This is a genomic window from Streptomyces albospinus (assembly GCF_014648695.1).
In the GTDB taxonomy this organism is placed as follows: domain Bacteria; phylum Actinomycetota; class Actinomycetes; order Streptomycetales; family Streptomycetaceae; genus Streptomyces; species Streptomyces albospinus.
On the sequence record NZ_BMRP01000014.1, the window covers coordinates 42,844 to 65,746 of the forward strand.

At 71.9% G+C, this 22,903-nt stretch carries 15 protein-coding genes, 1 tRNA gene, 1 other RNA gene and 1 pseudogene; 12 read left to right on the forward strand and 6 right to left on the reverse strand.

What is annotated here, in order from left to right:
- Positions 1-749: 749 nt before the first annotated feature.
- Complete coding sequence (locus IEZ17_RS20165) at positions 750-4,763, forward strand: nSTAND1 domain-containing NTPase (RefSeq protein WP_189302081.1); 4,014 nt, start codon at positions 750-752, stop codon at positions 4,761-4,763.
- Positions 4,764-5,088: 325 nt separating this feature from the next.
- Here IEZ17_RS20165 and IEZ17_RS20170 read toward each other — a convergent pair whose 3' ends face one another.
- From IEZ17_RS20170 to IEZ17_RS20185, 4 genes are read right to left on the reverse strand one after another with little or no spacing between them, the layout of a single operon-like run.
- A complete protein-coding gene (locus IEZ17_RS20170) occupies positions 5,089-5,229 on the reverse strand; it encodes a hypothetical protein (protein WP_189302083.1) in 141 nt (46 codons plus the stop codon).
- Positions 5,230-5,232: 3 nt separating this feature from the next.
- Positions 5,233-6,021 carry a GntR family transcriptional regulator gene (locus IEZ17_RS20175; RefSeq protein WP_189302085.1) on the reverse strand — a complete coding sequence of 263 codons (789 nt, stop codon included), beginning with the start codon at positions 6,019-6,021 and terminating at the stop codon, positions 5,233-5,235.
- 32 nt (positions 6,022-6,053) lie between these two features.
- Complete coding sequence (locus IEZ17_RS20180) at positions 6,054-7,529, reverse strand: sensor histidine kinase (RefSeq protein WP_189302087.1); 1,476 nt, start codon at positions 7,527-7,529, stop codon at positions 6,054-6,056.
- A complete protein-coding gene (locus IEZ17_RS20185; protein ID WP_189302089.1) occupies positions 7,519-8,196 on the reverse strand; it encodes a response regulator transcription factor in 678 nt (225 codons plus the stop codon). Before IEZ17_RS20185 ends, IEZ17_RS20180 begins: the two co-directional genes overlap by 11 nt.
- Positions 8,197-8,316: 120 nt before the next feature.
- Between IEZ17_RS20185 and IEZ17_RS20190 the strand changes: the two genes are divergently transcribed.
- Positions 8,317-9,732 carry a DUF2079 domain-containing protein gene (locus IEZ17_RS20190; RefSeq protein ID WP_229852435.1) on the forward strand — a complete coding sequence of 472 codons (1,416 nt, stop codon included), beginning with the start codon at positions 8,317-8,319 and terminating at the stop codon, positions 9,730-9,732.
- Positions 9,733-9,883: 151 nt separating this feature from the next.
- Here the strand turns inward: IEZ17_RS20190 and IEZ17_RS20195 are convergent, their stop codons facing one another.
- Entirely contained in the window at positions 9,884-10,648 is a 765-nt protein-coding gene (locus tag IEZ17_RS20195; RefSeq protein WP_189302091.1) for a GltA, read from the reverse strand.
- A gap of 895 nt (positions 10,649-11,543) precedes the next feature.
- Positions 11,544-11,628, reverse strand: a tRNA-Ser gene (locus IEZ17_RS20200).
- Positions 11,629-11,748: 120 nt separating this feature from the next.
- Between IEZ17_RS20200 and ffs the strand changes: the two genes are divergently transcribed.
- The 10 genes and pseudogenes from ffs to IEZ17_RS20250 form a co-directional block, all read left to right on the forward strand.
- An RNA gene (gene ffs / locus IEZ17_RS20205) (signal recognition particle sRNA small type) lies at positions 11,749-11,847 on the forward strand.
- Positions 11,848-11,891: 44 nt separating this feature from the next.
- Positions 11,892-14,396, forward strand: a complete 2,505-nt coding sequence (locus tag IEZ17_RS20210; protein ID WP_189302093.1) for a DNA polymerase III subunit gamma and tau — start codon at positions 11,892-11,894, stop codon at positions 14,394-14,396.
- Between the two features lie 250 nt (positions 14,397-14,646).
- Positions 14,647-14,997 (forward strand): YbaB/EbfC family nucleoid-associated protein, encoded by a 351-nt coding sequence (locus IEZ17_RS20215; protein ID WP_189302094.1) that lies wholly within the window; start codon positions 14,647-14,649, stop codon positions 14,995-14,997.
- 51 nt (positions 14,998-15,048) lie between these two features.
- Positions 15,049-15,648, forward strand: a complete 600-nt coding sequence (gene recR / locus IEZ17_RS20220; protein WP_189302096.1) for a recombination mediator RecR — start codon at positions 15,049-15,051, stop codon at positions 15,646-15,648.
- The gene (locus tag IEZ17_RS20225) at positions 15,641-16,303 is read left to right on the forward strand and encodes a DUF5063 domain-containing protein (protein ID WP_189302098.1); all 663 of its coding nucleotides are present in this window, start codon (positions 15,641-15,643) and stop codon (positions 16,301-16,303) included. Before recR ends, IEZ17_RS20225 begins: the two co-directional genes overlap by 8 nt.
- A 325-nt stretch (positions 16,304-16,628) precedes the next feature.
- Positions 16,629-17,900, forward strand: coding sequence for an aspartate kinase (locus tag IEZ17_RS20230; protein WP_189302100.1), 1,272 nt, complete (start codon positions 16,629-16,631; stop codon positions 17,898-17,900).
- Positions 17,897-19,027: an aspartate-semialdehyde dehydrogenase gene (locus IEZ17_RS20235; RefSeq protein ID WP_189302109.1), complete on the forward strand. Its 1,131-nt coding sequence runs from the start codon at positions 17,897-17,899 to the stop codon at positions 19,025-19,027. The genes IEZ17_RS20230 and IEZ17_RS20235 overlap by 4 nt, the downstream gene beginning before the upstream one ends.
- 505 nt (positions 19,028-19,532) lie before the next feature.
- Entirely contained in the window at positions 19,533-20,108 is a 576-nt protein-coding gene (locus IEZ17_RS20240; protein WP_189302329.1) for a SigE family RNA polymerase sigma factor, read from the forward strand.
- A gap of 401 nt (positions 20,109-20,509) precedes the next feature.
- A complete protein-coding gene (locus tag IEZ17_RS20245; RefSeq protein WP_229852436.1) occupies positions 20,510-21,502 on the forward strand; it encodes a hypothetical protein in 993 nt (330 codons plus the stop codon).
- A gap of 261 nt (positions 21,503-21,763) precedes the next feature.
- Positions 21,764-22,663 (forward strand): annotated as a pseudogene (locus IEZ17_RS20250) (SURF1 family protein); the annotation flags it as partial.
- Positions 22,664-22,903: the final 240 nt, after the last annotated feature.

Below are 22,903 nucleotides of genomic sequence, written 5' to 3' on the forward strand. Positions count from 1 at the left end.
GTCCGCGGGCCGAGGCGGCTGCTCGCCCGGCTCCGGCCGGACGCCGGGATCACGGTGGAGGTCACCCCGGGCGGATGGAGCGGCCGGGGAGCTGAGGGGGACGGTGCTGATGGCGGCGGTGCGGGAGCACGGGTTCCGCGCGTACCGGCCGGCGGACCACGGCGCGGCCGGGAGCCACCCGGCGGCGGTCGGCGGGGCGGTGGTCGGCGGGGCGGTGGTCGCTCCGGTGCGTCGGCGGGGGCCGGTGGCGGGGAGGGCGACCTGAGCTTTTCGCGGGTGGACGCCGAAGAGCTGCCGTAGGAGTCGGCGGGCGTCCGTCATGCCCGGTCCGCGCCGCGCCATTCGGCACCGGTCCCTCCCCTCGTGGGGACCGGTACCGAATGGCACAGGCGACGTCGATCCGCGCCGGAGCGGCGCGGATCGCGGGAAGGCCGGATCCATGGTCGACGTGAGCGGGTCCGCAGGGGACCGGCTCCATGGATCTCTTGGCCTGATGCGCCAAGGCCGTCACCGCCGGGTCATGACTCCGGCGGCGGGTGGCCGAGAACACGTGCCGGGAGAGTTGTCTCTCCGAGGGCTGAGCTGGTGGCCTGTCCGGGTCGTGCCCGGTGAGGTGCCGCCGCGTTGCGATCCTGCCAGCTGAGGCCCCGGCCGAGGAGATTCCGGCCTCGGTCCCCCTGCTTCACCGCAGGTCAGCCGGTTAAGGTGAGTTTTCCGGTCCGGATGTACAGGTGCGGGGGAGTAAAGGGGTGGAGACCTTGAGTTCCGACTCAGGGGCACGCACAGCCTTCGCGGAACGTCTTGCGCTGCTCTACAAGGAGGCGGGGAACCCCCCGCTCAAGCAGGTCGCCGAGGCGGTCGTCCGGCTTCAGCGGGTCGACGAACGAGGGCGCCCGGTGCGGGTGTCCGTGCAGCGCATCAGCGACTGGCGGCGGGCCAGGAACGTGCCCGCGCAGTTCGCCGCCCTCGCCGCGGTGCTGCACATCCTGATTCCCCAGGCACGGCGCCAGCGGCCCGTGCCGGTGTCCCCGGGCCTGTACGACCCTGCCCACTGGCAGCGCCTGTGGGAGCGCGCGGTCGCCGGCCCGGTCGGCGACCGCGCCGCACCCTCCGGTCCGGAAGAGGAACGCCCGCCGGCCGAGGCGCCGGCCGTCCCCGGGGTGTGCCCGTACCGGGGGCTGGCCTCGTACCGCCGGCAGGACGCCCGATGGTTCTTCGGCCGGGAGCGGAGCACGGAGGCCCTCGTCGCCCAGCTCCGCGCCGCGGAGAAGACGGGCGGCCTGGTCATGCTGGTGGGCGCCTCGGGGGCGGGAAAGTCCTCCCTGCTGAACGCCGGGCTGGTGCCCGCGTTGCAGAACGGTGCTCTCGGTGGCGACGGGGACGGCCGGGGGAGGGAAGTGCTCCAGCTCGTGCCGGGAGGCGACCCTCTCGGGGAGCTGAGCCGCCGGATCCCCGAGCTCGCCCCCGTCGTCGCCGCGGCGAGGGCGCAGCCCGGCACCCCGCCCGACCCGCACGCGGTGCGCGAGGCCATCACGGCGTGGGCGCGGCGCGAGACGTCCGCCGCCGCCCGTCCGGTCGTGATCGTCGACCAGTTCGAGGAGGCGTTCACCCTCTGCACCGACGAGGCGACCCGGCGCACGCTCATCCAGCTCCTGCACGCCGCGTGCACGGCCGCCGACCCGGGCGACCCGGCCCCCGCGCTCGTCATCCTGGGCATACGGGCCGACTTCTACGAGCTGTGCCTGGGGCATCCCGAACTGGCCGACGCCCTCCAGCACCGGCACATGGTGCTCGGACCGCTGACCGCCGCGGAGCTGCGCGACGCGGTGACCGGCCCGGCCAAGGCCGTCGGCCTGGAACTCGAACCGGGACTCGCGGAGCTGATCGTCAGGGAGGTGTGCGCCGACGGCCCCGGCGGGGCGCACGACGCGGGCGTGCTGCCGCTCCTCTCCCACGCCCTGCTCGCCACCTGGCAGCGACGGAAGGCGGGGCGGCTGACGCTGGCCGGCTACCGCGCGGCGGGCGGCATCCAGGGAGCGGTGGCGGCGACCGCCGAACGGGCCTGGTCCGGCCTCGACCCGACGGCACGTACGGCCGCGCGGCTGCTGCTGCTCAGGCTCGTGCGGCTGGGCGAGGACACCCAGGCCACCCGCAGGCGGGGCACGCGGCGCCAGCTGGCCGAGGAGTCGACCGACCCCGGCAAAACGCAGGAATCGCTCGAAGCGCTGGTGCACGCCCGCTTGGTGACGCTCGACGCGGACGCCGTGGAGATCACCCATGAAGCGCTGCTGCACGCCTGGCCGCGGCTGCGTGGCTGGATCGACGAGGACCGGAACGGCAACCTGCTGCGCCAGCGGCTGGAGGAGGACGGCCGGGCCTGGGAGGGCTCGCACCGCGACCCGTCGCTGCTGTACCGGGGTTCCCGTCTGGAGCAGGCCCGCACCTGGGCGGAATCCGCCGGCGACACCTACCTGACCCGCAGCGCGGTGGAATTCCTGGCCGCTTCGGTCCGGCTGCGCAAGCGCACGGTCCTGCTCAGCCGCGGCGCGGTGGCGGCACTGGTCGTGATGGCGATGCTGGCCGTCGGCGCAGCCGTGGACGCCTGGCAGCAGCGGGACGACACCGTCTTCGAACAGGTGCTCGCCGAAGCCGATCGCGCGCAGTACACGGATCCGTCCCTGTCGGCGCAGCTCGACCTGGTGGCACACCGCCTGCGGCCCGATGACCAGGGCGCCAACAACCGGCTGATCGCGACCGTGAACGCGCCGCTGGCAACACCGCTGCTGGGCCACACCGGCGCCGTCTACCTCACCTCGTTCAGCCCGAACGGCCGGATCCTGGCCACCGCCAGCTACGACCGGACCGTGCGGCTGTGGGACGTGGCGGACCGGTCGCGCCCCAAGCCCCTGGGCGCGCCCCTCACCGGCCACACGAGCTGGGTGAGCACCGCCGTCTTCAGCCCGGACGGCAACACCCTCGCCAGCGCTTCCGACGACGGCACCATCCGGCTCTGGGACGTACGGGACCCGCACCACCCGCACCCGCTCGGCGCCCCGGTCACCGGCCACGACGGCACGGTCTACCTGCTCGCCTTCAGCCCGGACGGGCACACGCTGGCCGCCGCCGACGAGGATCACACCGTTCGCCTGTGGGACGTGGGCGACCCGCGCCGGCCGGCGCCGCTCGGCGCGCCGCTGACCGGCCCCACCGCCGCGGTGCGCTCCGTGGCGTTCAGCCCCGACGGCCGGACGCTGGCAGCCGGTGGCGACGACGCCGCGATCAGGCTGTGGGACATGGCCGACCGGAACGCTCCGAAGCCGGTCGACACGGTGCTGACCGGCCACACGGCCACCGTGCACTCCGTGGCCTTCAGCCCGGACGGCCGGACGCTGGCCAGCGGCAGCGCGGACAACACCCTCCGGCTCTGGAACACCGCCCACCCGCATGACCCGGCGCCGATCGGCGCACCGCTCACCGGCCACAACGGCGCCCTGTGGTCCGTGGCCTTCAGCCCTGACGGAAGCATGCTCGCCGCCGGCAGCGCGGACAGCACCGCGAGCCTGTGGAACGTCAGCGACCCGGCCTATCCGTCGCAGGTCGGCGAGTCCCTCGCGGGCGGCAGCGGCGGGACGTTCGCGGTCGGCTTCAGCCCCGACGGGCGGACCCTCGCCACGGGGAGCGGCGACAGCAAGGCGCGGCTGTGGTCGATCCCGACGTCGAACATGGTCGGCCGGGTCGGCGCGTTCCGCCCGGACGGCCGGGTGCTCGCCACCGCCGCCCCCGACCACAAGGTCCGGCTGTGGAACGTGCAGACGCCCAACCGGCCCGTGCCGCTGGGCGAGCCGTTCCTGCCGGGGGAGAACACCAACGCCTATGCGCTGGCGTTCTCCCCCGACGGCCGCACCCTCGCGGTGCGCACGGGAGGCTCCCGCCCCGGGGTGCAGCTGTGGAACGTCGCCGACCCGGCCCGGCCGGTCCCCTACGGGCCGCCCCTCGCGCTGCCGATCCGCTTCGCGGGCCCCGACGTGGCCTTCAGCCCGGACGGCCGCACCCTGGCGACCGCCTACGACGACTACAGCGTCCGGTTGTGGAACATCGCCGACCCGGCCCGCCCCCGTCCGCTCGGCGCCCTGCTCACCGGCCACAAGGGCTACGTCAACAGCCTCGTCTTCAGCCCGGACGGCCGGACGCTGGCCAGCGGCAGCGCGGACGACGCCGTACGGCTCTGGAACACCGCCGACCCGGCTCACGCCACCCTGCTCGGCAGGCCGCTCACCGGCCACCTGGGACCCGTCAACGTGCTCGCGTTCAGCCCGGACGGCCGGACGCTGGCCAGCGGCAGCGACGACGACACCGTCCGCCTCTGGAACACCGCCGACCCCGGCAGGGCGACCGGGCGGGGCTCCCGGCTCACCGGCCACACCGAAGCGGTCGTCTCACTGACGTTCAGCAAGGACGGCCGCACCCTGGCGAGCGGCGGCAACGACAACACGGTCCGGTTCTGGAACGTCGCGGCCCCCGACCGGGCCACCCCCATCGGCCAGTCCACGAGCCCCAACGCCAAGACGGGCAACTTCCTGGCGTTCAGCCCGCAGAGCCACATGCTGGCGGTGTCGAGCGGTGCGGGCACCGTCCGGCTGTGGAGCCTGGACACCGACACGGCGATCCGCCGCATCTGCTCCACCACACGGGGCGTGCTGACGCCGGACAAGTGGCACGAGTATCTGCCCCTTCTCTCGTACGAGCCCCCGTGCGGCACCTGACGGATCCGGGGGCCGGCACACGGTGGAGTTGTGACCCCGGTCACAACTCCACCCCGCAATGCGGCAGCTGACTCCCGCCACGCGGGCAGCCTTGCTAGGGTTGATCACAGCCCGATCGCTGGTGCATCCCCCGTCGCCAGCGATCGGGCGTTTTCCTGCCCTGGGCGCTGCCCGAAGCGCGGCGCACCACTGGCCCGCGAACCCCGGGCAATCCCCTCCCGGTCACCCCATTCCCGGCCAATCCGCCCCCCGTCCCTCCACTCCCGATCAACCCACTCCCGATCAATCCATTCCCTATCAGGGGGATTTCTCCGGGATTTTGGGCTCAATCCATGCCGGGACAGCGGCAGTTGGGGTCGGCGAGCCGGCGCGCCCGCGACGCCACGACCGTCGTGCGGGCAGTGCGCTCGGCGGTGACGGCGGTGACGGCGGTGACGGCGGTGACGATGACGGTGCGCCGGCGCACGGCTCACCATCTTTCCAGGGGAGTGGTGAACAGCAATTCCGTACGGTCGCCGGGCAGGACGACGTCGGTGACGTCCACGACGCGGCCGTCGGTGGCGTACGAGATCTTCCGGAGCACCAGCACGGACGTCCCGGGCGGCAGCTCCAGCTCCTCGGCCTCCTCGGGCATCGGAGGGCGGGCGGTGACGCGCTCCTCGATGCGGTCCAGCTCGATTCCGACGGAATGGAGCTGGCTCTGCGTACCGCCTGGCCACGGCTCCTTGGTCTCGTCCAGGAGGTCGGGGTTCCGCGCGATCATGCCGCGCACCAGGTAGGAGGTCACCAGTCCGAAAGGCGCGCTCTCGGTGGCGTGCCGTGTCCGGTAACTGCGTTCGAGAAGCGCCGCCCCCTCGCGCACGCCGAGCACCGCGGAGATATCGCCACCCGCCGGTATCTCGCGATAACGGGCCCAGAAGACAAGGTCGTTGGCCGTCAGCCCCGTGTCGTGCTCGGTGGCACCGGTCATCGCCCGCTGCGCCACCGGCCTGCGGGACCGGTCCTTCTCCCACTGGTGCCGGAGGTTGGTCCGCCGCGCGAGGGCGCGCTCACGGCGGACGAAGGTGCCGATGCCGTGCCGCTTCTCGATGAGGCCCTCGTCCCGGAGCGCACGCAGCGCCTCGCGGACGGTCGGCACGCTGCGGCCGAACCGCTCGGCTAGCTCCGTCTCCGCCGGCAGCCGGTCGCCTGGCCTGAGCCGACCTGCGCGGATGGCGGTGCGGAGCTCGCCCGCGATCCGCTCGTACGAGACTGCCATGGGAACTCACCGTTCCGCTGAGTACCTCCAGGCTACGACTCCTCATGAGGAGTTGACGACTGGGAGGCTCGCCCCTCTCCGAGGGGGAGCGCGGCGGCGAAGTGGGCCCCGGCTGCGGGCGGGGTCTCGCCGAGGGTGAGGGTGCCGCGGTGGCAGTGGGCGATTTCGCGGGCGATGGCCAGGCCGAGGCCGGTACCGCCGCTGCTGCGGTTGCGGGAGGCGTCGAGGCGGGCGAACCGCTCGAAGATCTTCTCGCGGTGCTCGGCCGGGATGCCGGGGCCGTCGTCGCGGACTTCGAGCAGGGCGGTGGCGGCCTGGGTGGAGACGGTGACCAGGACGCGACTGCGGGCGTGGCGCACGGCGTTGTCGAGGAGGTTGCGCAGCAGCCGTTCCAGCTGTCGTGCATCGCCGTGGACGGTGACGTCGTCGCTCGCCGGGCAGTCGATGTGGACGGAGACGGGCGCGGGGGCGTGCCGGCGGGCCTGTGCGGCTGCTTTCCGGGTCAGGGCTGCCAGGTCGACGGGGTGGGCGGTCGACGGTGTGCGGTTGTCGAGATCAGCGAGCAGGAGCAGGGCTTCGATGAGCTGTTCAAGGCGTTCGGCGTCGCCGAGGGCGCCGCGGACGACCTCGGGCCAGTCGGTGCGGTCGGGGTAGTGCAGGGCCACTTCGAGGTCTGCCCGCAGCGCGGCAAGAGGGGTGCGCAGTTCGTGGGAGGCGTCGGCGGTGAAACGTCGCTGCTGCTCGGCGGCTTGTTCCAGCCGGTCCAGGGTGTCGTTGGTGGTGGCGGCCAGCCGGGCGATCTCGTCCTGGCGGGGTGGGACGGGGACGCGCAGGCTCAGGTCGCGGCTGGTGATGGTGCGCAGGCGCTGCTGGATGACTTCCACCGGGTGCAGGGCCCGTGAGGTGGTGATCCAGACGATCAGGGCGACCAGGAGGACCGCCGCGGGAAGGCCGACGTACAGCACGTGGTCGAGGGTGGCGACGGCCTCTTCGGCCTCCTCGGAGGTGACGAGGATGTGCAGGGTGAGGTTCTCGACGGGGGCGCTCGACCTGCCGTCGAGCAGGCCGGGGCCGTGGAAGGCCGAGGTCACCACCCTGAGCTCGCGGCCGGCGAGTTGTCTGCTGCCGGGCCGGGCACCGTCGGCGACGGAGCCCAGGTGGAGGTCCTGCTCGATGGGGACGGTCGGTCCCGGCCGGTCGGGGAGCCCGTACAGCGGGGCGGGTACGAAGGGCTTCAGGTCGGGGTCGCCTTCGACGAACCGGCCCGCAGGGTCGACGATCACCCAGGTGTAGGGGGTGTCAAAGAGGACCTGGTCGCTGCCGTAGCCGTACTTGTAGCGCTGCTCGATGACGTCCAGGCTGGCTCTGGCCCGGTTGCGGGTGTCGCTCATCTTCGAGGCGTAGACCTCGTTGCGGAGCCACAGGACGCCTGCGGTGAAGGCCACGGCGGCGGTGAGCGCCGCGGCCAGGGCGGCGCGGAGGCGGATCGGCAGGCGCTTACGGAGCATCGTCGACCAGCCGGTAGCCGACGCCGCGCACCGTATGGATGGTGGAGCGGCCGAAGGGGACGTCGATCTTGCGGCGCAGTGCCCTGATGTGGACGTCGATGATGTTGCTGGCCGCCTGGTGATGGGCGTCCCAGACCTGTTCCAGCAGGTCGGCGCGGCTCACCACTTCTCCGGCCCGGAGCCCGAGGTAGGCGAGGACGGCGAATTCCTTGGCCGTCAGCTCGATCTCGGTCCCGCCGCGGCGGCACCGGCGGGTGGCCGGGTCGAGGTGCAGGTCTCCGATCTGGACGGCGGGTCGGCGCACGGGGCCGCCGCGGCGGATCAGCGCCCGCAGCCGGGCGAGGAGGACCACATAGGAGAACGGCTTGGCCAGGTAGTCGTCGGCTCCGGTGTCCAGGGCCTCCGCCTCGTCGTACTCACCGTTCTTGGCGGTGAGCATCAGGATCGGGGTGCGGATGTCCTCACGTCGCAGCCGGTCGCAGACCCGGTACCCGTCCAGACCGGGGAGCATGATGTCCAGGATGATCGCCTGGTAGGGCTGCTGCCGGGCCATCCAGAGGCCGTGGCGGCCGTCATGGCACACATCGACGGCGTAGCCCTCGCTCTCCAGGCCGCGGCGGAGCACGGAGGCGAGTCGCTCCTCGTCCTCGACCACCAGCACGCGCATGCCGCAATCGTGCCATGGGCGCGCATCCCCACATGAAGATCGCTTCATGCGGCTTCATCGCTGCTTCATGCCGGTCGGCCGACGGTGGACGCCCCTGTCCGCGTCCCGCAGGAGTGCCCGGTGTCCTCCCCCGCCCCGTCCCGCCCTCGCCCCCGCCCGTCCGCGGACCCGGTGCCGCGCCGCGGCGGTGACACCCACCGGCGACGCCCGGGCCGCCCCCACCTCCTGGCACTGCTGTTCTTCGCCGCCTACACCGCGCTGTCGGTCACCAAGCACCTCCAGCTCCGTTCCACCGGCTACGACCTGGGCATCTTCGAGCAGGCCGTACGCGCCTACGCCGAGCTGCGCGCCCCCGTCTCCGAACTCAAGGGCGCCGGCTACAACCTCCTCGGTGACCACTTCCACCCGATCCTGGCCACCCTCGCCCCGCTCTACCGGCTCTTCCCGACCCCGCTGACCCTGCTCACCGCCCAGGCCGCGCTGGTCGCGCTGTCCGTCGTCCCGGTCACCCGGCTGGCGATCCGCACCACCACCCCACGGCTCGGCACCGCGATCGGTATCGCCTACGGCCTGTCCTGGGGCCTCCAGAAAGCCGTCGCCTTCGACTTCCACGAGGTAGCCTTCGCGGTCCCGCTGCTCGCCTTCTGCCTGGAAAGCCTGGCCCTGCGCCGCTGGCGCACCGCCGCGGCCTGGACGCTGCCACTGGTCCTGGTCAAGGAAGACCTACCGCTGACCGTCACCGCGATCGGCTTCTACATCCTGCTGTCCGGCCGTCGCCGACTGGGCACGGCCGTACTGGCCTACGGAGTGCTGTCCGGCCTGCTGATCGTGCTGGTCGTCATCCCGGCCTTCAACCCCGACGGCCACTACGACTACCTCCACACCGCCACCCAGGCCGCCGGCGATCCGCTCACCCGGCTGCTGCTGCCACCGCAGAAACTCGGCACGCTGCTCGCACTGCTCGCCCCGACGGCGTTCCTGGCTCTGCGCTCACCGCTGATCCTCCTCGCGCTGCCCACGCTCGCCTGGCGCTTCTGGTCGACGAATCCGGCGTATTGGGGGCTGGACCACCACTACAGCGCCGTCCTGATGCCCATCGTCCTCCTCGCCTTCGCCGACGCGCTGGGCAGGCTGGACCGCCCCGGGCTGGTCACCCGGGCCGTGGCCGTCAGCGTCACGGCAAGCCTGCTGGCTCTCCCCTTCCTGCCCCTGCGGGATCTGGCCGGCCCCGCGTGGCGGCCCAGCCCCTGGGCCGACGCGGCCCGCGAGGTCATGGCCGCCGTACCCGACGGCGCCGAGATCGCAGCCGTCAACCGCCTCGCCCCCCAGCTCACTTCGCGCGCCCGCGTCTACCAATTCCCGCAGGCCTTGGACAGCGGCACCAAGCCGGAGTGGCTGCTGATCAGCGACCCCGCCCGGGGCGGCCCGCCCGACTTCCCATGGGAGTCGCCCCGCCTGCGGGAAATCCCTTCTTCCGGCTACCGATTGGCCATGGAGCGCTCCGGCATCCAGCTCTACCGGCTCGCCGACCGATGACGGGCGGGCCGGTGGCGACGGAGTCGGGACGTAGCCGTCCGTGACGCGGGCGCATGGCCGACACAGCTGGCACGGCCGGTACTTGGCGCCGCCGTTCGGTCCTGACCAGGTCGTCCGGTGTGGGGGCTGTCCAGGGTGCGGCGGAGCGCTGCTAGACCGTGGCGGGGTTCTCGGGCCGCCACCTCCAACCGAGGCCGCGGAGTGCGTCGGCGCGACGAAGGACGATCGCGATCCGCGCGACTCGCTCCTCTTCGTCGGCGTACTCAGGGTCCTCGGTCGACTGGGCAGGGTGCTTCCGGTAGATCTCACCGGGTTTCTCCTGCATCCAGCCGTGGGAGACGGCCTCGGCCGCCAGCAAGGGGCCCACGTCCTCGAAAGCCGGGATGGCCGGCCAGCCGCCGTGGAGTTCGATGAGGTCCGTGTAAATCGTCGCGGTGGTGCCCATGACCGGAAGGGCGCCCTGGCGCAGCCCATCGGCCAGAAGGCCGGGCGGCAGACGGCCGGGTTCGGGATCGAACGGGCCGGGGACGAGACGGCCGTCCGGGTAGCGGTCGAGGCAGGGCGCCACGGTCCACGCGAGGTCGGGGTCGGCGGCCAGAGCCTCGATGTCGCGGGCGACCGTGGCTTCGTCGGGGAAGAGATCGTCGGCGTCCAGTGCTCGGGTGAGCAGACCATCGGCGCGGTGCAGGGCGAGGGTGCGCGTGCGCGCAGCTCCGCCCGCCCGGCCGGCGCCTTTCGAGATCCACGGCAGATCCGGCAGGCGGTCGAGCGGCTTGCCGGTCTTGCCGTCCTCCTGCACGAGCCATTGCAGAGACCAGCCCTCCGGGAGTCGCTGGGAAGCCACGGACTCGTAGGTCTCCAGCAGGTAGGCATCGCCGCCGGCGAAGACCGGAGTGACGACAGAGAAGATCGGCATGACGCCCAACGCTCCAATCGGGTAACGAACCGCAGTTCAGCGCGGTCACCAGGGAATGGAATGTCCGCAACCTCGACGACGCGGTCGTTCGTGTCGTAGGTGATCCTGCGAACGCGCATCGTCGGCACTCCCGGTGGGATGTCCTGCTCCATGGTGCGAGTTACGGCGAAGGGCGCTCTTGCGCAGCACTTTCCGACCGGGGGAGAGCCCCATGAGGTCGGCCACGTCCCGGGGCGAGCCGCTCGGTCAGCGCTGCGTACGTCCCCGGGTTCGGCATGGCCCGAACGTCTCACGTTCCACTTTGCGGGACAAGAAGCACTGCGCATCGGAGCTTCTGATGCGCATCGGATTCCTGCGAGTGGCACGAATACCCCGCTTGACCTGCGCAAACAGACGCCCGGAGATTCCCGCGCGACGGGGCCGAGGGATGCGTCTGTTCCTCGACAACTCGCCGGAGCGCTCGGCCCGCGTCGGGGCCGAACGGCCCGGGCTCCTCAATGCCCGTCCCTCGAAAGAGACTTCATGTCCGATGCTCCGACGTTCACCGTCGACGGCGAGCCTGCCGGCCACCTGGGCACCGGCGCCGGTGCGCGCGGCCTCCACGCGCCCACCTCGTGCCCGGCCTCGGAGCCCGCAGGGCGGAGCGCCTGGAGCACCTGGAGCCGGAACACCTCGAAGAGCCCTACGAACGGATGCAGAAGAACCGCAGCGCCGCGGGAACCGCCCACCACACCCACCGGACGATCCGCGTCGCGCCGGGCGGGGCGGTCCGGCGCGGGCACGTCACTGAGAAGTCACAGAGAACGAGGGCTCAGCCGACCCCAACCGAGACGGAAGATCACGAAGGGCCCCGCTGAAGATCAGCGGGGCCCTTCGGTTGCCCTGACGGGCGGTGCGGAGGATACGAGATTCGAACTCGTGAGGGGTTGCCCCCAACACGCTTTCCAAGCGTGCGCCCTAGGCCACTAGGCGAATCCTCCGCCGCAAACAATACAAGACGTCGGGCAGTGCTCGCGAACATGATCCGGGGGAGGGGGCCGGCGGGGAGGCGAGGTCGGGGACCGGGTCGTTTCTTGGGGGGTGGATCCGCTAATGTGGAGCACAGCCCCTCACGTGGCGCTATCTGACTGAACTCCCCCAGGGCCGGAAGGCAGCAAGGGTAGGTCGGCTCTGGCGGGTGCGTGGGGGGCGCTTGCGTTTGCGGGGCAGCCGGTTGTCAGTGGGGCCCGATATCGTCGTATGCGTGTCGTCCCTTGCGCTGTACCGCCGCTATCGCCCCGAGACCTTCGCCGAGGTCATCGGGCAAGAGCACGTGACCGATCCGCTTCAGCAGGCGTTGCGGAACAACCGCGTCAACCACGCCTATCTGTTCAGCGGGCCGCGCGGCTGCGGCAAGACGACGAGCGCGCGGATCCTGGCGCGGTGCTTGAACTGTGAGGAAGGTCCCACTCCCACACCCTGCGGGACGTGCCAGTCGTGTGTGGACCTGGCGAGGAACGGCCGGGGATCGATCGATGTGATCGAGATCGACGCGGCGTCCCATGGTGGTGTCGACGACGCGCGTGAGCTGCGGGAGAAGGCGTTCTTCGGGCCGGCCGGCAGCCGGTACAAGATCTACATCATCGACGAGGCGCACATGGTGACCTCGGCGGGATTCAACGCCCTGCTGAAGGTCGTCGAGGAGCCGCCGGAGCATCTGAAGTTCATCTTCGCCACGACGGAGCCCGAGAAGGTCATCGGGACGATCCGGTCGCGTACACACCACTATCCGTTCCGGCTGGTGCCGCCCGGGACGCTGCGGGAGTACCTGGCGGAGGTGTGCGGGCGGGAGGACATCCCGGTCGAGGACGGGGTGCTGCCGCTGGTGGTGCGGGCCGGGGCCGGGTCGGTGCGCGACTCGATGTCGGTGATGGACCAGCTCCTCTCCGGGGCCGGTGCGGACGGTGTGACGTATGCCATGGCGACGGCCCTGCTGGGGTACACGGACGGGTCGCTGCTGGATTCCGTCGTGGAGGCGTTTGCGGCGGGGGACGGGGCGGCGGCCTTCGAGGTCGTCGACCGGGTCATCGAGGGCGGGAACGATCCGCGCCGGTTCGTGGCGGATCTGCTGGAGCGGCTGCGGGACCTGGTGATCCTGGCGGCGGTGCCGGACGCGGCGGAGAAGGGGCTGATCGACGCGCCCGCCGACGTCGTGGAGCGGATGACGGCGCAGGCCGCGGTGTTCGGTCCGGGAGAGCTGAGCCGGGCCGCGGACCTGGTGAACACGGGCCTGACGGAGATGCGCGGGGCGACCTCGCCGCGGCTCCAGCTGGAGCTGATCTGCGCACGGGTGCTGCTGCCCGCGGCGTACGACGACGAGCGGTCGGTGCAGGCGCGGCTGGACCGCCTGGAGCGGGGCATGGGCGCGGGTGCGGTGGCCCTGGGCGGCCCGGCTGGTCCGGGCGGCGGCATGGGCGGTCCCGGTGGGGGCGAGGCCGTCGGTCCCGGTGGAGCGATTCTGGAGTCCGGGGGCGCAGCACCTGCGGTCGCGTATGCGCCGGGGCCCCAGGTGCATCCGCCGATGCCGGCCGGGCCGTCCGGGCCCGCCGCGGCGCGGGCCGCGGTGCGCGGGGCCACGGGCGGCGGTGCCGATACGGGTGCTGGTGCTGGTGCTGGTGGCGGTGCTGTGGCGGCTGCCGCTCCGGGAGGTGCGGGTGCGACGTCGGGCGGTGCGTATGACGGTGGTCAGGCGGCACCCCAGGGCGCTCCTGCTCCCCAGGGCGCTCCTGCTCCGCAGGGTGGTGCTCCGGGCGGGCCGCAGGGCGGTCCGGCGGACGGTGGGCGTGACGGAGTGCGGCCCGGGGCGTGGCCGGGGGGTGCGCAGCGGAGCGGTGGCGGTGCGGCGGGCGGCGGGCGGCAGCCCGGCAGCTGGCCGTCGGCCGTGGCGCCGGGGCAGGGAGGCCAGGGAAGTCAGGGGGGGCAAGGAAGTCAGGGAGGCCAGGGGGCGCCTGGTGCTTCCGGGGCCGGTGGTTTTGGCGGGGCGTCCGCGCCGGGGGCGGCCGGGCCGGCCGCCGGTGGGCCCGCGCCTGTGGGGCAGCAGGTCCAGGGCGGGGTGGCGCAGGGGGCCGCGCAGGTGCGGCAGATGTGGCCGCAGATCCTGGACGCGGTCAAGGACCGGCGGCGCTTCACGTGGATCCTGCTGAGCCAGAACGCCCAGGTCTCCGGGTTCGACGGGACGACGTTGCAGATCGGCTTCCCCAATGCCGGGGCCCGGGACAGCTTCGCGAACGGCGGCAGCGAGGACGTCCTCAAGGACGTGCTGGCCGAGCGGTTCCAGCTCCAGTGGCGGGTCGAGGCGATCGTCGATCCGTCGGGCGGGGCCCATCCGCCGGCCGGCGGTGCCCGCGGCGGCGGGGGCGGCTTCGGCGGCGGTGCCCCGGCCGCGCCGCCGCAGGCGGTTCCGCCGTCGGCGCCCCAGCCGAGCGCCCCGGCGCCCGAGGCCCCCGGTGGGCAGTACGGGCCGGGCGGTGGCGGCAGCCAGGGGGCGCGGATGGCGCGGGAGGCGGTGGCCCCGCCGGCGTCTGCGGGCGGGGGCCAGGGCGGGCCGCCGGCGGAGCCTTCGTACAGTCCGCCGGAGCCGCCGATGGCGATCGAGTACGACATGCCGGCCGAGGACGATCCGGATCTCGTCGACTCGGCGCTCAGCGGGCATGAGCTGATCGTGCGCGAGCTCGGCGCGACGGTCGTCGAGGAGTTCAACAACGAGTGACGGGGGGTCACAGGTGAGGGGGAGTGGCAGCGGTGGGTGATCGTGAAGTTTCGCTTGGTATGGGCATATTCAGGCGCATATGACTCGCGTATGACCGCTCTGCCGGACCCTGCTGAGGTTGGGGCGGGCGGGGTGTGCGGGACCTCAGGGGTACATCCGTGCTCCTCCCTGCGGCGTAGGGCGCGGGGCCCGGGAAACACGTAGGCTCGGGCTACCGCACCAATCGTTGTCGTATGGCAGGAGTCACGTCGTGATCCCCGGTGGTCAGCCCAATATGCAGCAGCTGCTTCAGCAGGCCCAGAAGATGCAGCAGGACCTCGCAGCCGCCCAGCAGGAGCTGGCGGAGACGCCCGTGGAGGGCTCCGCGGGCGGCGGCCTGGTCAAGGCGACGGTGACGGGTTCCGGTGAGCTCCAGGGGCTGGTGATCGACCCGAAGGCGGTCGACACCGACTCCGCGGAGGACACCGCCGAGACCATCGCCGATCTCGTCCTCGCGGCGGTCCGGGACGCCAACGCCAGTGCTCAGAAGCTCCAGCAGCAGAAGCTCGGCCCGCTCGCCCAGGGGCTGGGCGGCGGTGGCATCCCCGGTCTCCCCTTCTGAGGAGTAGCCAACTAGCGTACGCAGCACGGCAGAAGAGAGAGAAGACGTTCCGTGTATGAAGGCGTGGTCCAGGACCTGATCGACGAGTTGGGCAGGCTGCCCGGCGTCGGTCCCAAGAGCGCGCAGCGGATCGCCTTCCACATCCTTCAGGCCGAGCCGACCGATGTCCGCCGGCTCGCGAACGCGCTGATGGAGGTCAAGGCGAAGGTCCGGTTCTGCACCGTGTGCGGCAATGTCGCGCAGGAGGAGCAGTGCCGGGTCTGCCTGGACCCGCGGCGCGATCCGGCGGTCATCTGCGTCGTGGAGGAGCCCAAGGACGTCGTGGCGATCGAGCGGACGAGGGAGTTCCGCGGCCGGTACCACGTCCTCGGCGGGGCGATCAGTCCGATCGAGGGCGTCGGCCCCGACGACCTGCGGATACGGGAACTGCTGGCCAGGCTCGCGGACGGCTCGGTCACCGAGCTGATCCTGGCCACCGACCCGAATCTGGAGGGCGAGGCCACGGCCACGTACCTGGCCCGCATGATCAAGCCGATGGGCCTCAAAGTGACGCGACTGGCCAGCGGACTGCCGGTCGGAGGCGATCTGGAGTATGCCGACGAGGTCACGCTCGGGCGGGCCTTCGAAGGGAGGAGACTTCTCGATGTCTGATGCCACGCTGCACAACGCGACACAGAACCCGGACGACTTCGCCGTATCGATCTCCGACTCGATCGAGAGTTTCATCGTTGCGGTGACCGAGGTCGCCAAGGGCGACGAGCCGGACAGCGCGGTGCCCTTCCTGTTGCTGGAGATCTCCCAGCTGCTGCTCACGGGCGGCCGGCTGGGTGCCCATGAGGACATCGTTCCCGATGAGCGGTACGAACCGGACACCGGTCCGGAGCCGGATGTCGACGAGCTGCGCGAGCGGTTCGCGCGGCTGCTGGACCCGGTGGACGTGTACTCCGAGGTCTTCGACCCGTACGTGCCGCGCAGCGAGCCGGTGGCCTCGCGGATCTCCGACGACCTCGCCGACATCATCACCGACCTGCGGCACGGTCTCGCGCACTACCGCGAGGGCCGGGTCACCGAGGCGCTGTGGTGGTGGCAGTTCTCCTACCTCTCCAACTGGGGCCCGACCGCCTCGGCCGCGCTGCGCGCCCTCCAGTCGCTGGTCGCCCACGTACGCCTCGACCAGCCGCTGGACGCGCTGGACGGCCTGGACACCGACAGCGACGCCAACGGGGACGAGGACCGGCTCGCCGAGGAGGCCGGCAAGGTCATGGCGGCGGAGATCGCCGGGCCGCTGGGGGTGCGCGGGGTGTGAGCGCAGGGTGACCGTCGCATGCCGGCCGGTGTGCGGGGTGTGACCTGAGTTACGTTCCCGTGTGTCCGGGTGTGGAGCGGGCAGGTGGTGGCCGAGCCGGTGCGACGGTGCACCGCGCGGAGCTGCCGAGGGACGCGGCGTTCACGGTGCTCGCCGAGGCGTGAGGTTGGCGGGCGAGATGATCGAAGCGTGAGTTTTGCGTCTCACCATGTGGTAGTAGCGGGGCGTATTCCGCCCGCTCGTTAGACTGAGCCGACCGCAGTACCCCCATTTCCGGGGGTCCGGGAGGGACTCCCTCCCGCAGAGACAGTTGCGAGGAGCGCACGTGGGCCTTGTCGTGCAGAAGTACGGCGGCTCATCCGTTGCGGATGCCGAGGGCATCAAGCGCGTTGCCAAGCGAGTCGTCGAAGCCAAGAAGAACGGCCACCAGGTGGTCGTCGTGGTTTCGGCGATGGGCGACACGACGGACGAGCTGATCGATCTCGCTCAGGAGGTGTCCCCGATTCCGTCGGGGCGCGAGTTCGACATGCTGCTGACCGCCGGAGAGCGGATCTCCATGGCCCTGCTGGCGATGGCGATCAAAAACCTCGGCCACGAGGCGCAGTCCTTCACCGGCAGCCAGGCAGGTGTCATCACCGACTCCGTGCACAACAAGGCACGGATCATCGATGTCACGCCGGGCCGGATCCGGGACTCGGTCGACGAGGGCAACATCGCCATCGTCGCCGGCTTCCAGGGTGTGTCCCAGGACAAGAAGGACATCACGACGCTGGGGCGGGGTGGCTCGGACACCACCGCCGTGGCGCTGGCCGCCGCCCTTGACGCGGAGGTCTGTGAGATCTACACCGATGTGGACGGTGTCTTCACCGCCGACCCGCGGGTCGTGAAGAAGGCCCGGAAGATCGACCAGATCTCGTTCGAGGACATGCTGGAGCTGGCCAGCTCCGGCTCCAAGGTGCTGCTGCACCGCTGCGTCGAGTACGCACGCCGTTACAACATCCCGATCCACGTCCGCTCGTCCTTCTCGGGGCTGAAGGGCACGTGGGTCAGCAACGAACCGCAAGGGGACAGGCCGATGGAGCAGGCGATCATCTCGGGCGTCGCACACGACACCTCCGAGGCGAAGGTCACGGTCGTCGGGGTCCCGGACAAGCCGGGCGAGGCCGCGCGCATCTTCCGTGCCATCGCGGACTCCGAGGTCAACATCGACATGGTCGTCCAGAACGTGTCGGCGGCCTCCACCGGGCTGACGGACATCTCCTTCACGCTGCCGAAGGACGAGGGCCGCAAGGCCGTCGCGGCGCTGGAGAAGACCCGTGCCGCGGTCGGCTTCGACTCGCTCCGCTACGACGACCAGATCGCCAAGATCTCGCTGGTCGGCGCGGGGATGAAGACCAACCCGGGCGTCACCGCGACGTTCTTCGAGGCGCTGTCCAACGCGGGTGTGAACATCGAGCTCATCTCGACCTCCGAGATCCGTATCTCGGTCGTCACCCGCGCCGATGACGTCAAGGAGGCGGTGCAGGCCGTGCACAGCGCCTTCGGACTCGACACCGAGAGCGACGAAGCCGTCGTCTATGGCGGCACCGGACGATGATTCCGGCCGAGGCGGGCCGTCCGTCCTTCGCTGACACGGCGAGGGCGCAGGCCCGTACGGCCGCCAAGCCGGATCTCGCCGTCGTCGGCGCCACCGGCGCCGTCGGCGCGGTCCTGCTCGGGATCCTTTCCGAGCGGGCCGACGTCTGGGGCGAGATCCGGCTGATCGCTTCTCCCCGCTCGGCCGGCCGCAAGCTGACCGTGCGGGGTGAAGAGGTCGAGGTCGTCGGACTGAGCGAGGACGCGTTCGAGGGCATCGACGTCGCGATGTTCGACGTGCCCGACGAGGTCGCCGCGCAGTGGGTGCCGGTCGCGGTGTCCAAGGGCGCGGTCGTGGTGGACAATTCGGGCGCGTTCCGGATGGATCCCGACGTGCCGCTGGTGGTGCCCGAGGTCAATGCGTGCGCGGCCCGGATGCGACCGCGCGGCATCATCGCCAATCCGAACTGCACCACCCTCTCGATGATCGTGGCGCTGGGCGCGCTGCACGCCGAGTACGGGCTGAGCGAGCTGATCGTCTCCTCGTACCAGGCCGCGTCGGGGGCCGGGCAGGCCGGCGCCGAGACGCTGCGGGCGCAGCTCGCGGCGGTGTCCGGTACGGATCTGGGCACCACGCCGGGCGATGTGCGGCGGGCGGTCAGCGACACCCTGGGCCCGTTCCCGGCGCCGCTCGCGCTCAACGTCGTGCCCTGGGCGGGCTCGCTCCAGGAGGACGGCTGGTCCTCGGAGGAGCTGAAGATCCGCAACGAGTCCCGCAAGATCCTGGGGCTGCCGGATCTGCCGGTGATCGCGACCTGCGTACGGGTCCCGGTGATCACCACGCATTCGCTGGCCGTGCACGCGCGGTTCGAGAACGAGGTCACGGTCGCGGGCGCGCACGAGATACTGGCGGCGGCCCCCGGCGTCGTCCTGAGCGACGACCCGGCGGAGGGCGAGTACCCGACCCCGGCGGATGTGGTGGGGACGGATCCCACGTGGGTGGGCCGGGTGCGGCGGTCGCTGGACGATCCGCGGGCGCTGGAGTTCTTCGTGTGCGGGGACAACCTGCGCAAGGGGGCGGCGCTGAACACGGCGCAGATCGGGGAGTTGGTCGCGGCCGAGACGGCGGTCGGGGAGCCGCGGGCGTAGGCGCGTCCGGTGGGCCGGCGCGGTGGGCGGGCCCGTCGATCCGTGCCGGCCGGTCCTGGGGCGCGAGTTGGCCGGATGGGGTGTCGTGGGTCGGGGCGCCTGGGACATAATTTGTAGGCCATGTGAAGATTGTGTGCGCTGGGCGCTGGTCCGAACCGCTTGAGCTGGGCTGATGTTCTGTTCGATCATTCGCTTCCCTCGGTGCTGCAACCGTCGGCCTGTGGGGGGCGTCTCTCCGGCCACCTGCGGGCGGTCCGAAGTGTCCGCGGGCTGTTCCAGGGTCCTGGGTGGCGGGGCGAATACGTCGGGGCGAATGGGACATTGGGGAAGAGCTGGTACGCATGAGGGCATTTAATGCATCGTCACAAGCGATGCCTTGCGCGTACAACCCTTTTGGGGGGAAGCGTGTCCAACAGGCGTGGCAGAGGTACTCGGTTTCACCATCGCTCCGGTGGGTGCGGCAGGCGCGGCAGTGCGCCCGCAGCTCCCGCGGGTGCCCGGGGGCATGCCGGTGATCGCCCCCTGGCCCGCCGCGCGCCCCGCGCAGGTTCCTTCTCAGCGTGGGGACACTGACGACGCGATGGCTGCGGGCACCACAGTCGACCACCTCACCGAGACGTATCGCGCGCACTACCGCTCGCTCCTCGGCCTGGCCGCGCTGCTCCTCGACGACACCGCCTCCTGCGAGGACGTCGTCCAGGAAGCCTTCATCCGTGTGCACTCCGCGCGCGGGCGGGTCCGCGACCCCGAGAAGACCCTCGCGTATCTGCGGCAGACCGTCGTCAACCTCTCGCGCTTCGCGCTGCGCCGCCGCATCCTCGGGCTCAAGCTGCTGTCCAAGCCGATGCCCGACATGGCGAGCGCCGAGGAGGGCGCGTACGACCTGCTGGAACGCGACCAGTTGATCCAGGCGATGCGCGGACTGCAACGCCGCCAGCGCGAGGTGCTGGTGCTGCGCTACTTCGCCGATATGACGGAGGCTCAGGTCGCGCAGACGCTGGGCATATCCCTCGGCTCGGTCAAGGCGTACGGATCGCGCGGGATCGCGGCGCTCCGCGTCGCTATGGAGGCTCCGGCGTGAAGGGGGCAGGAGCCGGGCGCGGAACCGGGCTCGGCAGCACGGACGAGACCGGCCGGGAGGCCGGGAACGGTGGTGCGTACGGGAACGCTGGTGCGGCGGATGGGGCCGGTGGTGCGTACAGGACCGGTGGTGCGGATAAGACCCGTGGTGCGTATAGGGCCGGCGGTGCGGAGAGCGCTGGTCGTGGGGGTGAGGGGGATGCGTCCTCTTCTGGTTCCGCCTCTGGTTCCGCTTCCGCCTCTGGTTCTGCTTCCGGATCCGGTTCTGCTTCCGGATCCGGTTCGGGTGCCGGTTCCGGGGACGGGGGCGGTGGTTCGACCGGTGGGGGGTTCGGCGGCGAGGGCTTCGGTGGTGGGGGCTTCGGTGGTGGGGGCCTCGGTGGCGAGGATGAGCTGAGACGGTTGTTGCAGTCCCGCGTCGCCGATCTGGAGCCCGCGGCGGACGCGCTGGATCAGCTGCGGCGCGCGGTACCGGCCCGGCGCCAGCGGCGGCGGCACGCCCTCGTGGGCGCGGCGGCCGTGGTGCTCCTCGGCGGTACGGCGATCCCGGCGATGGTCCATGTCGCCGACTTCGTCGACGGCTCCGGGGACCGTTCCGCCAACGCCGCCAGCAGCCGGCGCGCCGAACACGACACCGCGGGTACGCGCGGCGAAGGCACCGGGCAGGCCAGTGCGCGGCCGACCGGCAACGACGGCCGGAAGCCCGGCAGCGGCAGGACCGCGGGCACGGGGGACCAAGACGCCGCAACTCCCGGCGCGGGCGCGGTCGCCGGCGTCGGTACGCCCGCCCCGAACACCACCATGGACGTCTCCTCGCCTGCCTGCGGACGCGACCAGCTCGGCCGGGCGACCAGCACGGTCGCGCCGGCGGACTCCGTGGGACGGGTCTACGGCGCGTTCCGGGTGGTCAACACGTCCAGCGCCGCCTGTTCGGTACAGGGCGGCGGAACCGTCGACCTGACCCCGCAGGGCTCCACGAAGTCGGACAAGGTCCATGTCGTCGACCACACGACGGGCGACGACGCCACCGGGCTGCCGGATCCGGCGACGACCCCTGACCAGCTGGTGCTGAAGCCGGGGCAGGCGTACGAGGTCAAGTTCGCCTGGATCCCGGCGGCGGGCGGCGGCAAGACCGGTTGCGTCACGCCGGGACCGTCGCCGACCCCCGATCCGTCCAAGGGACCGGCGGCGTCCCCGGCCGCCGCCGCGCCGCCTCCCGACGGGGCCGGAGGCGGTCAGGCGGGCGGCGGCGCTACCGGGGGCAGTGGGGCGGCGGCCGGCGGGGTGCTCCTCAGCCACACCCCGGAGGCCGGCGAACCGGTCGCCGCGGACGCCAAGATCGCGGAAGCGTGCGCGGGGACGGTGTACCGCACGGCACCACTGGCGGCTTCGTAGCGGGTACTTCTTCGGGGCCGGTACTTCTTCGTGGCCGGGCGCTTCCGGGGCGGGGTGTCTCGCGGTGGGGCGTTGTGCGGTGGGATGTTTCGCGGTGGGGGCCGCATTCCATGGGCTGCCTGCCGTCGGTGTCCCTCATGGCCTGACTGCCATCCGCCGGCTGTGATGCGCTGACCGTCATCTGCGCAGGTCCAGGTGCCCGGGGCCGCGGCGGGAGGGGGCGGTGCCGCCGCGCGGTGCGGGCCCCGTACCGTTGGTGGGGTGTACCGGTTCCTGCTGACCCCGCGGTGGTGGGGAATCAACGTCTTCGCCGTACTGGCGATCCCCTTCTGCATCTTCATGGGCAGCTGGCAGCTGAGCCGCTTCGACGCCCGGGTCGCCACGCACCAGCAGCAGGAGAACCGATCCGCCCAGGCCAAGACCGCGGCTGCCCGTCCCCTGGACAGCCTGCTGCCCGTCGACCAGGTCACCTCCGGCCGCCAGGCCAGCGCCCGCGGCCACTACGACACGGCGCACCAACTGCTCGTACCGGGCCGCACCTTGAAGGACAAGAACGGTGACCAGCAGGGCTTCTACGTCCTGACCCTGCTGCGCACGGACAGCGGCAAGGCCCTCCCGGTCGTACGGGGCTGGCTGCCCGGCGACGCGAATGTGCCGGCCGATACGGCGAAGGTGCCCGCGCCGCCCAAGGGCGAAGTGACGGTGACCGGCGCGTTGCAGGCGTCCGAGAGTCAGGGCACGGACGGGGTGCAGGCCGGTGGCGGTCTGCCGCAGGGACAGCTCGGCATGATCAGCGCGGCGTCGCTGGTCAACATCGTGCCGTACGGGGTCTACGACGCCTGGATCACGCTTGCCGACCCGCCGGCCCCGCTGCACGCCGTCCCGCCGGTCGCCGCGGAGGGCGGCGGCCTGGACATGAAGGCGTTCCAGAACCTCGGCTACACCGGCGAGTGGTTCGTCTTCGCGGGATTTGTCGTCTTCATGTGGTTCCGCCTCGTACGTCGCGAGGCCGAAGCCGCCAAGGACGCGGCCCTGGGAATCCTCCCGGAGGGACCGGCGGGCACCGACACGGACTCGAAGGCTGCGGCGAAATCGGAGACCGCGTCGAACTCGAAGGCTGCGGCGAGCTTGGAGGATGCGTCGAACGCGAATGCTCCGGAGAGTGCGGGAGCTGCGACGGGGGCGGGAGCCGGGGCGGGCGCGGAAGCCGTGACGGGCGGGAAGGCCGGCGCGGGTGCGGAAGCCGCGGCGATGGCGAAGGCTGCGACGGGCGCACCGGGCGCACCGGGCGCGGCGACTGCGGATGTCGCGACTGCCGATACGGCCTCGGGCTCAGCCCCCGAACCAGCCCCCGAACCAGCCCCCGAACCGGCTCCCGGACCGGCTCCCGGACCGGCTCCC

Excerpts from the sequence above, each read along its gene's own strand:
- IEZ17_RS20175 (WP_189302085.1), bottom strand. The coding sequence starts at position 6,021 with ATGGCAGTCTCGTACGAGCGGATCGCGGGCGAGCTCCGCACCGCCATC.
- IEZ17_RS20180 (WP_189302087.1), bottom strand. The coding sequence starts at position 7,529 with ATGCTCCGTAAGCGCCTGCCGATCCGCCTCCGCGCCGCCCTGGCCGCG.
- IEZ17_RS20185 (WP_189302089.1), bottom strand. The coding sequence starts at position 8,196 with ATGCGCGTGCTGGTGGTCGAGGACGAGGAGCGACTCGCCTCCGTGCTC.
- IEZ17_RS20195 (WP_189302091.1), bottom strand. The coding sequence starts at position 10,648 with ATGCCGATCTTCTCTGTCGTCACTCCGGTCTTCGCCGGCGGCGATGCC.
- IEZ17_RS20225 (WP_189302098.1), top strand. The coding sequence starts at position 15,641 with ATGTCTGATGCCACGCTGCACAACGCGACACAGAACCCGGACGACTTC.
- IEZ17_RS20235 (WP_189302109.1), top strand. The coding sequence starts at position 17,897 with ATGATTCCGGCCGAGGCGGGCCGTCCGTCCTTCGCTGACACGGCGAGG.
- IEZ17_RS20240 (WP_189302329.1), top strand. The coding sequence starts at position 19,533 with ATGCCGGTGATCGCCCCCTGGCCCGCCGCGCGCCCCGCGCAGGTTCCT.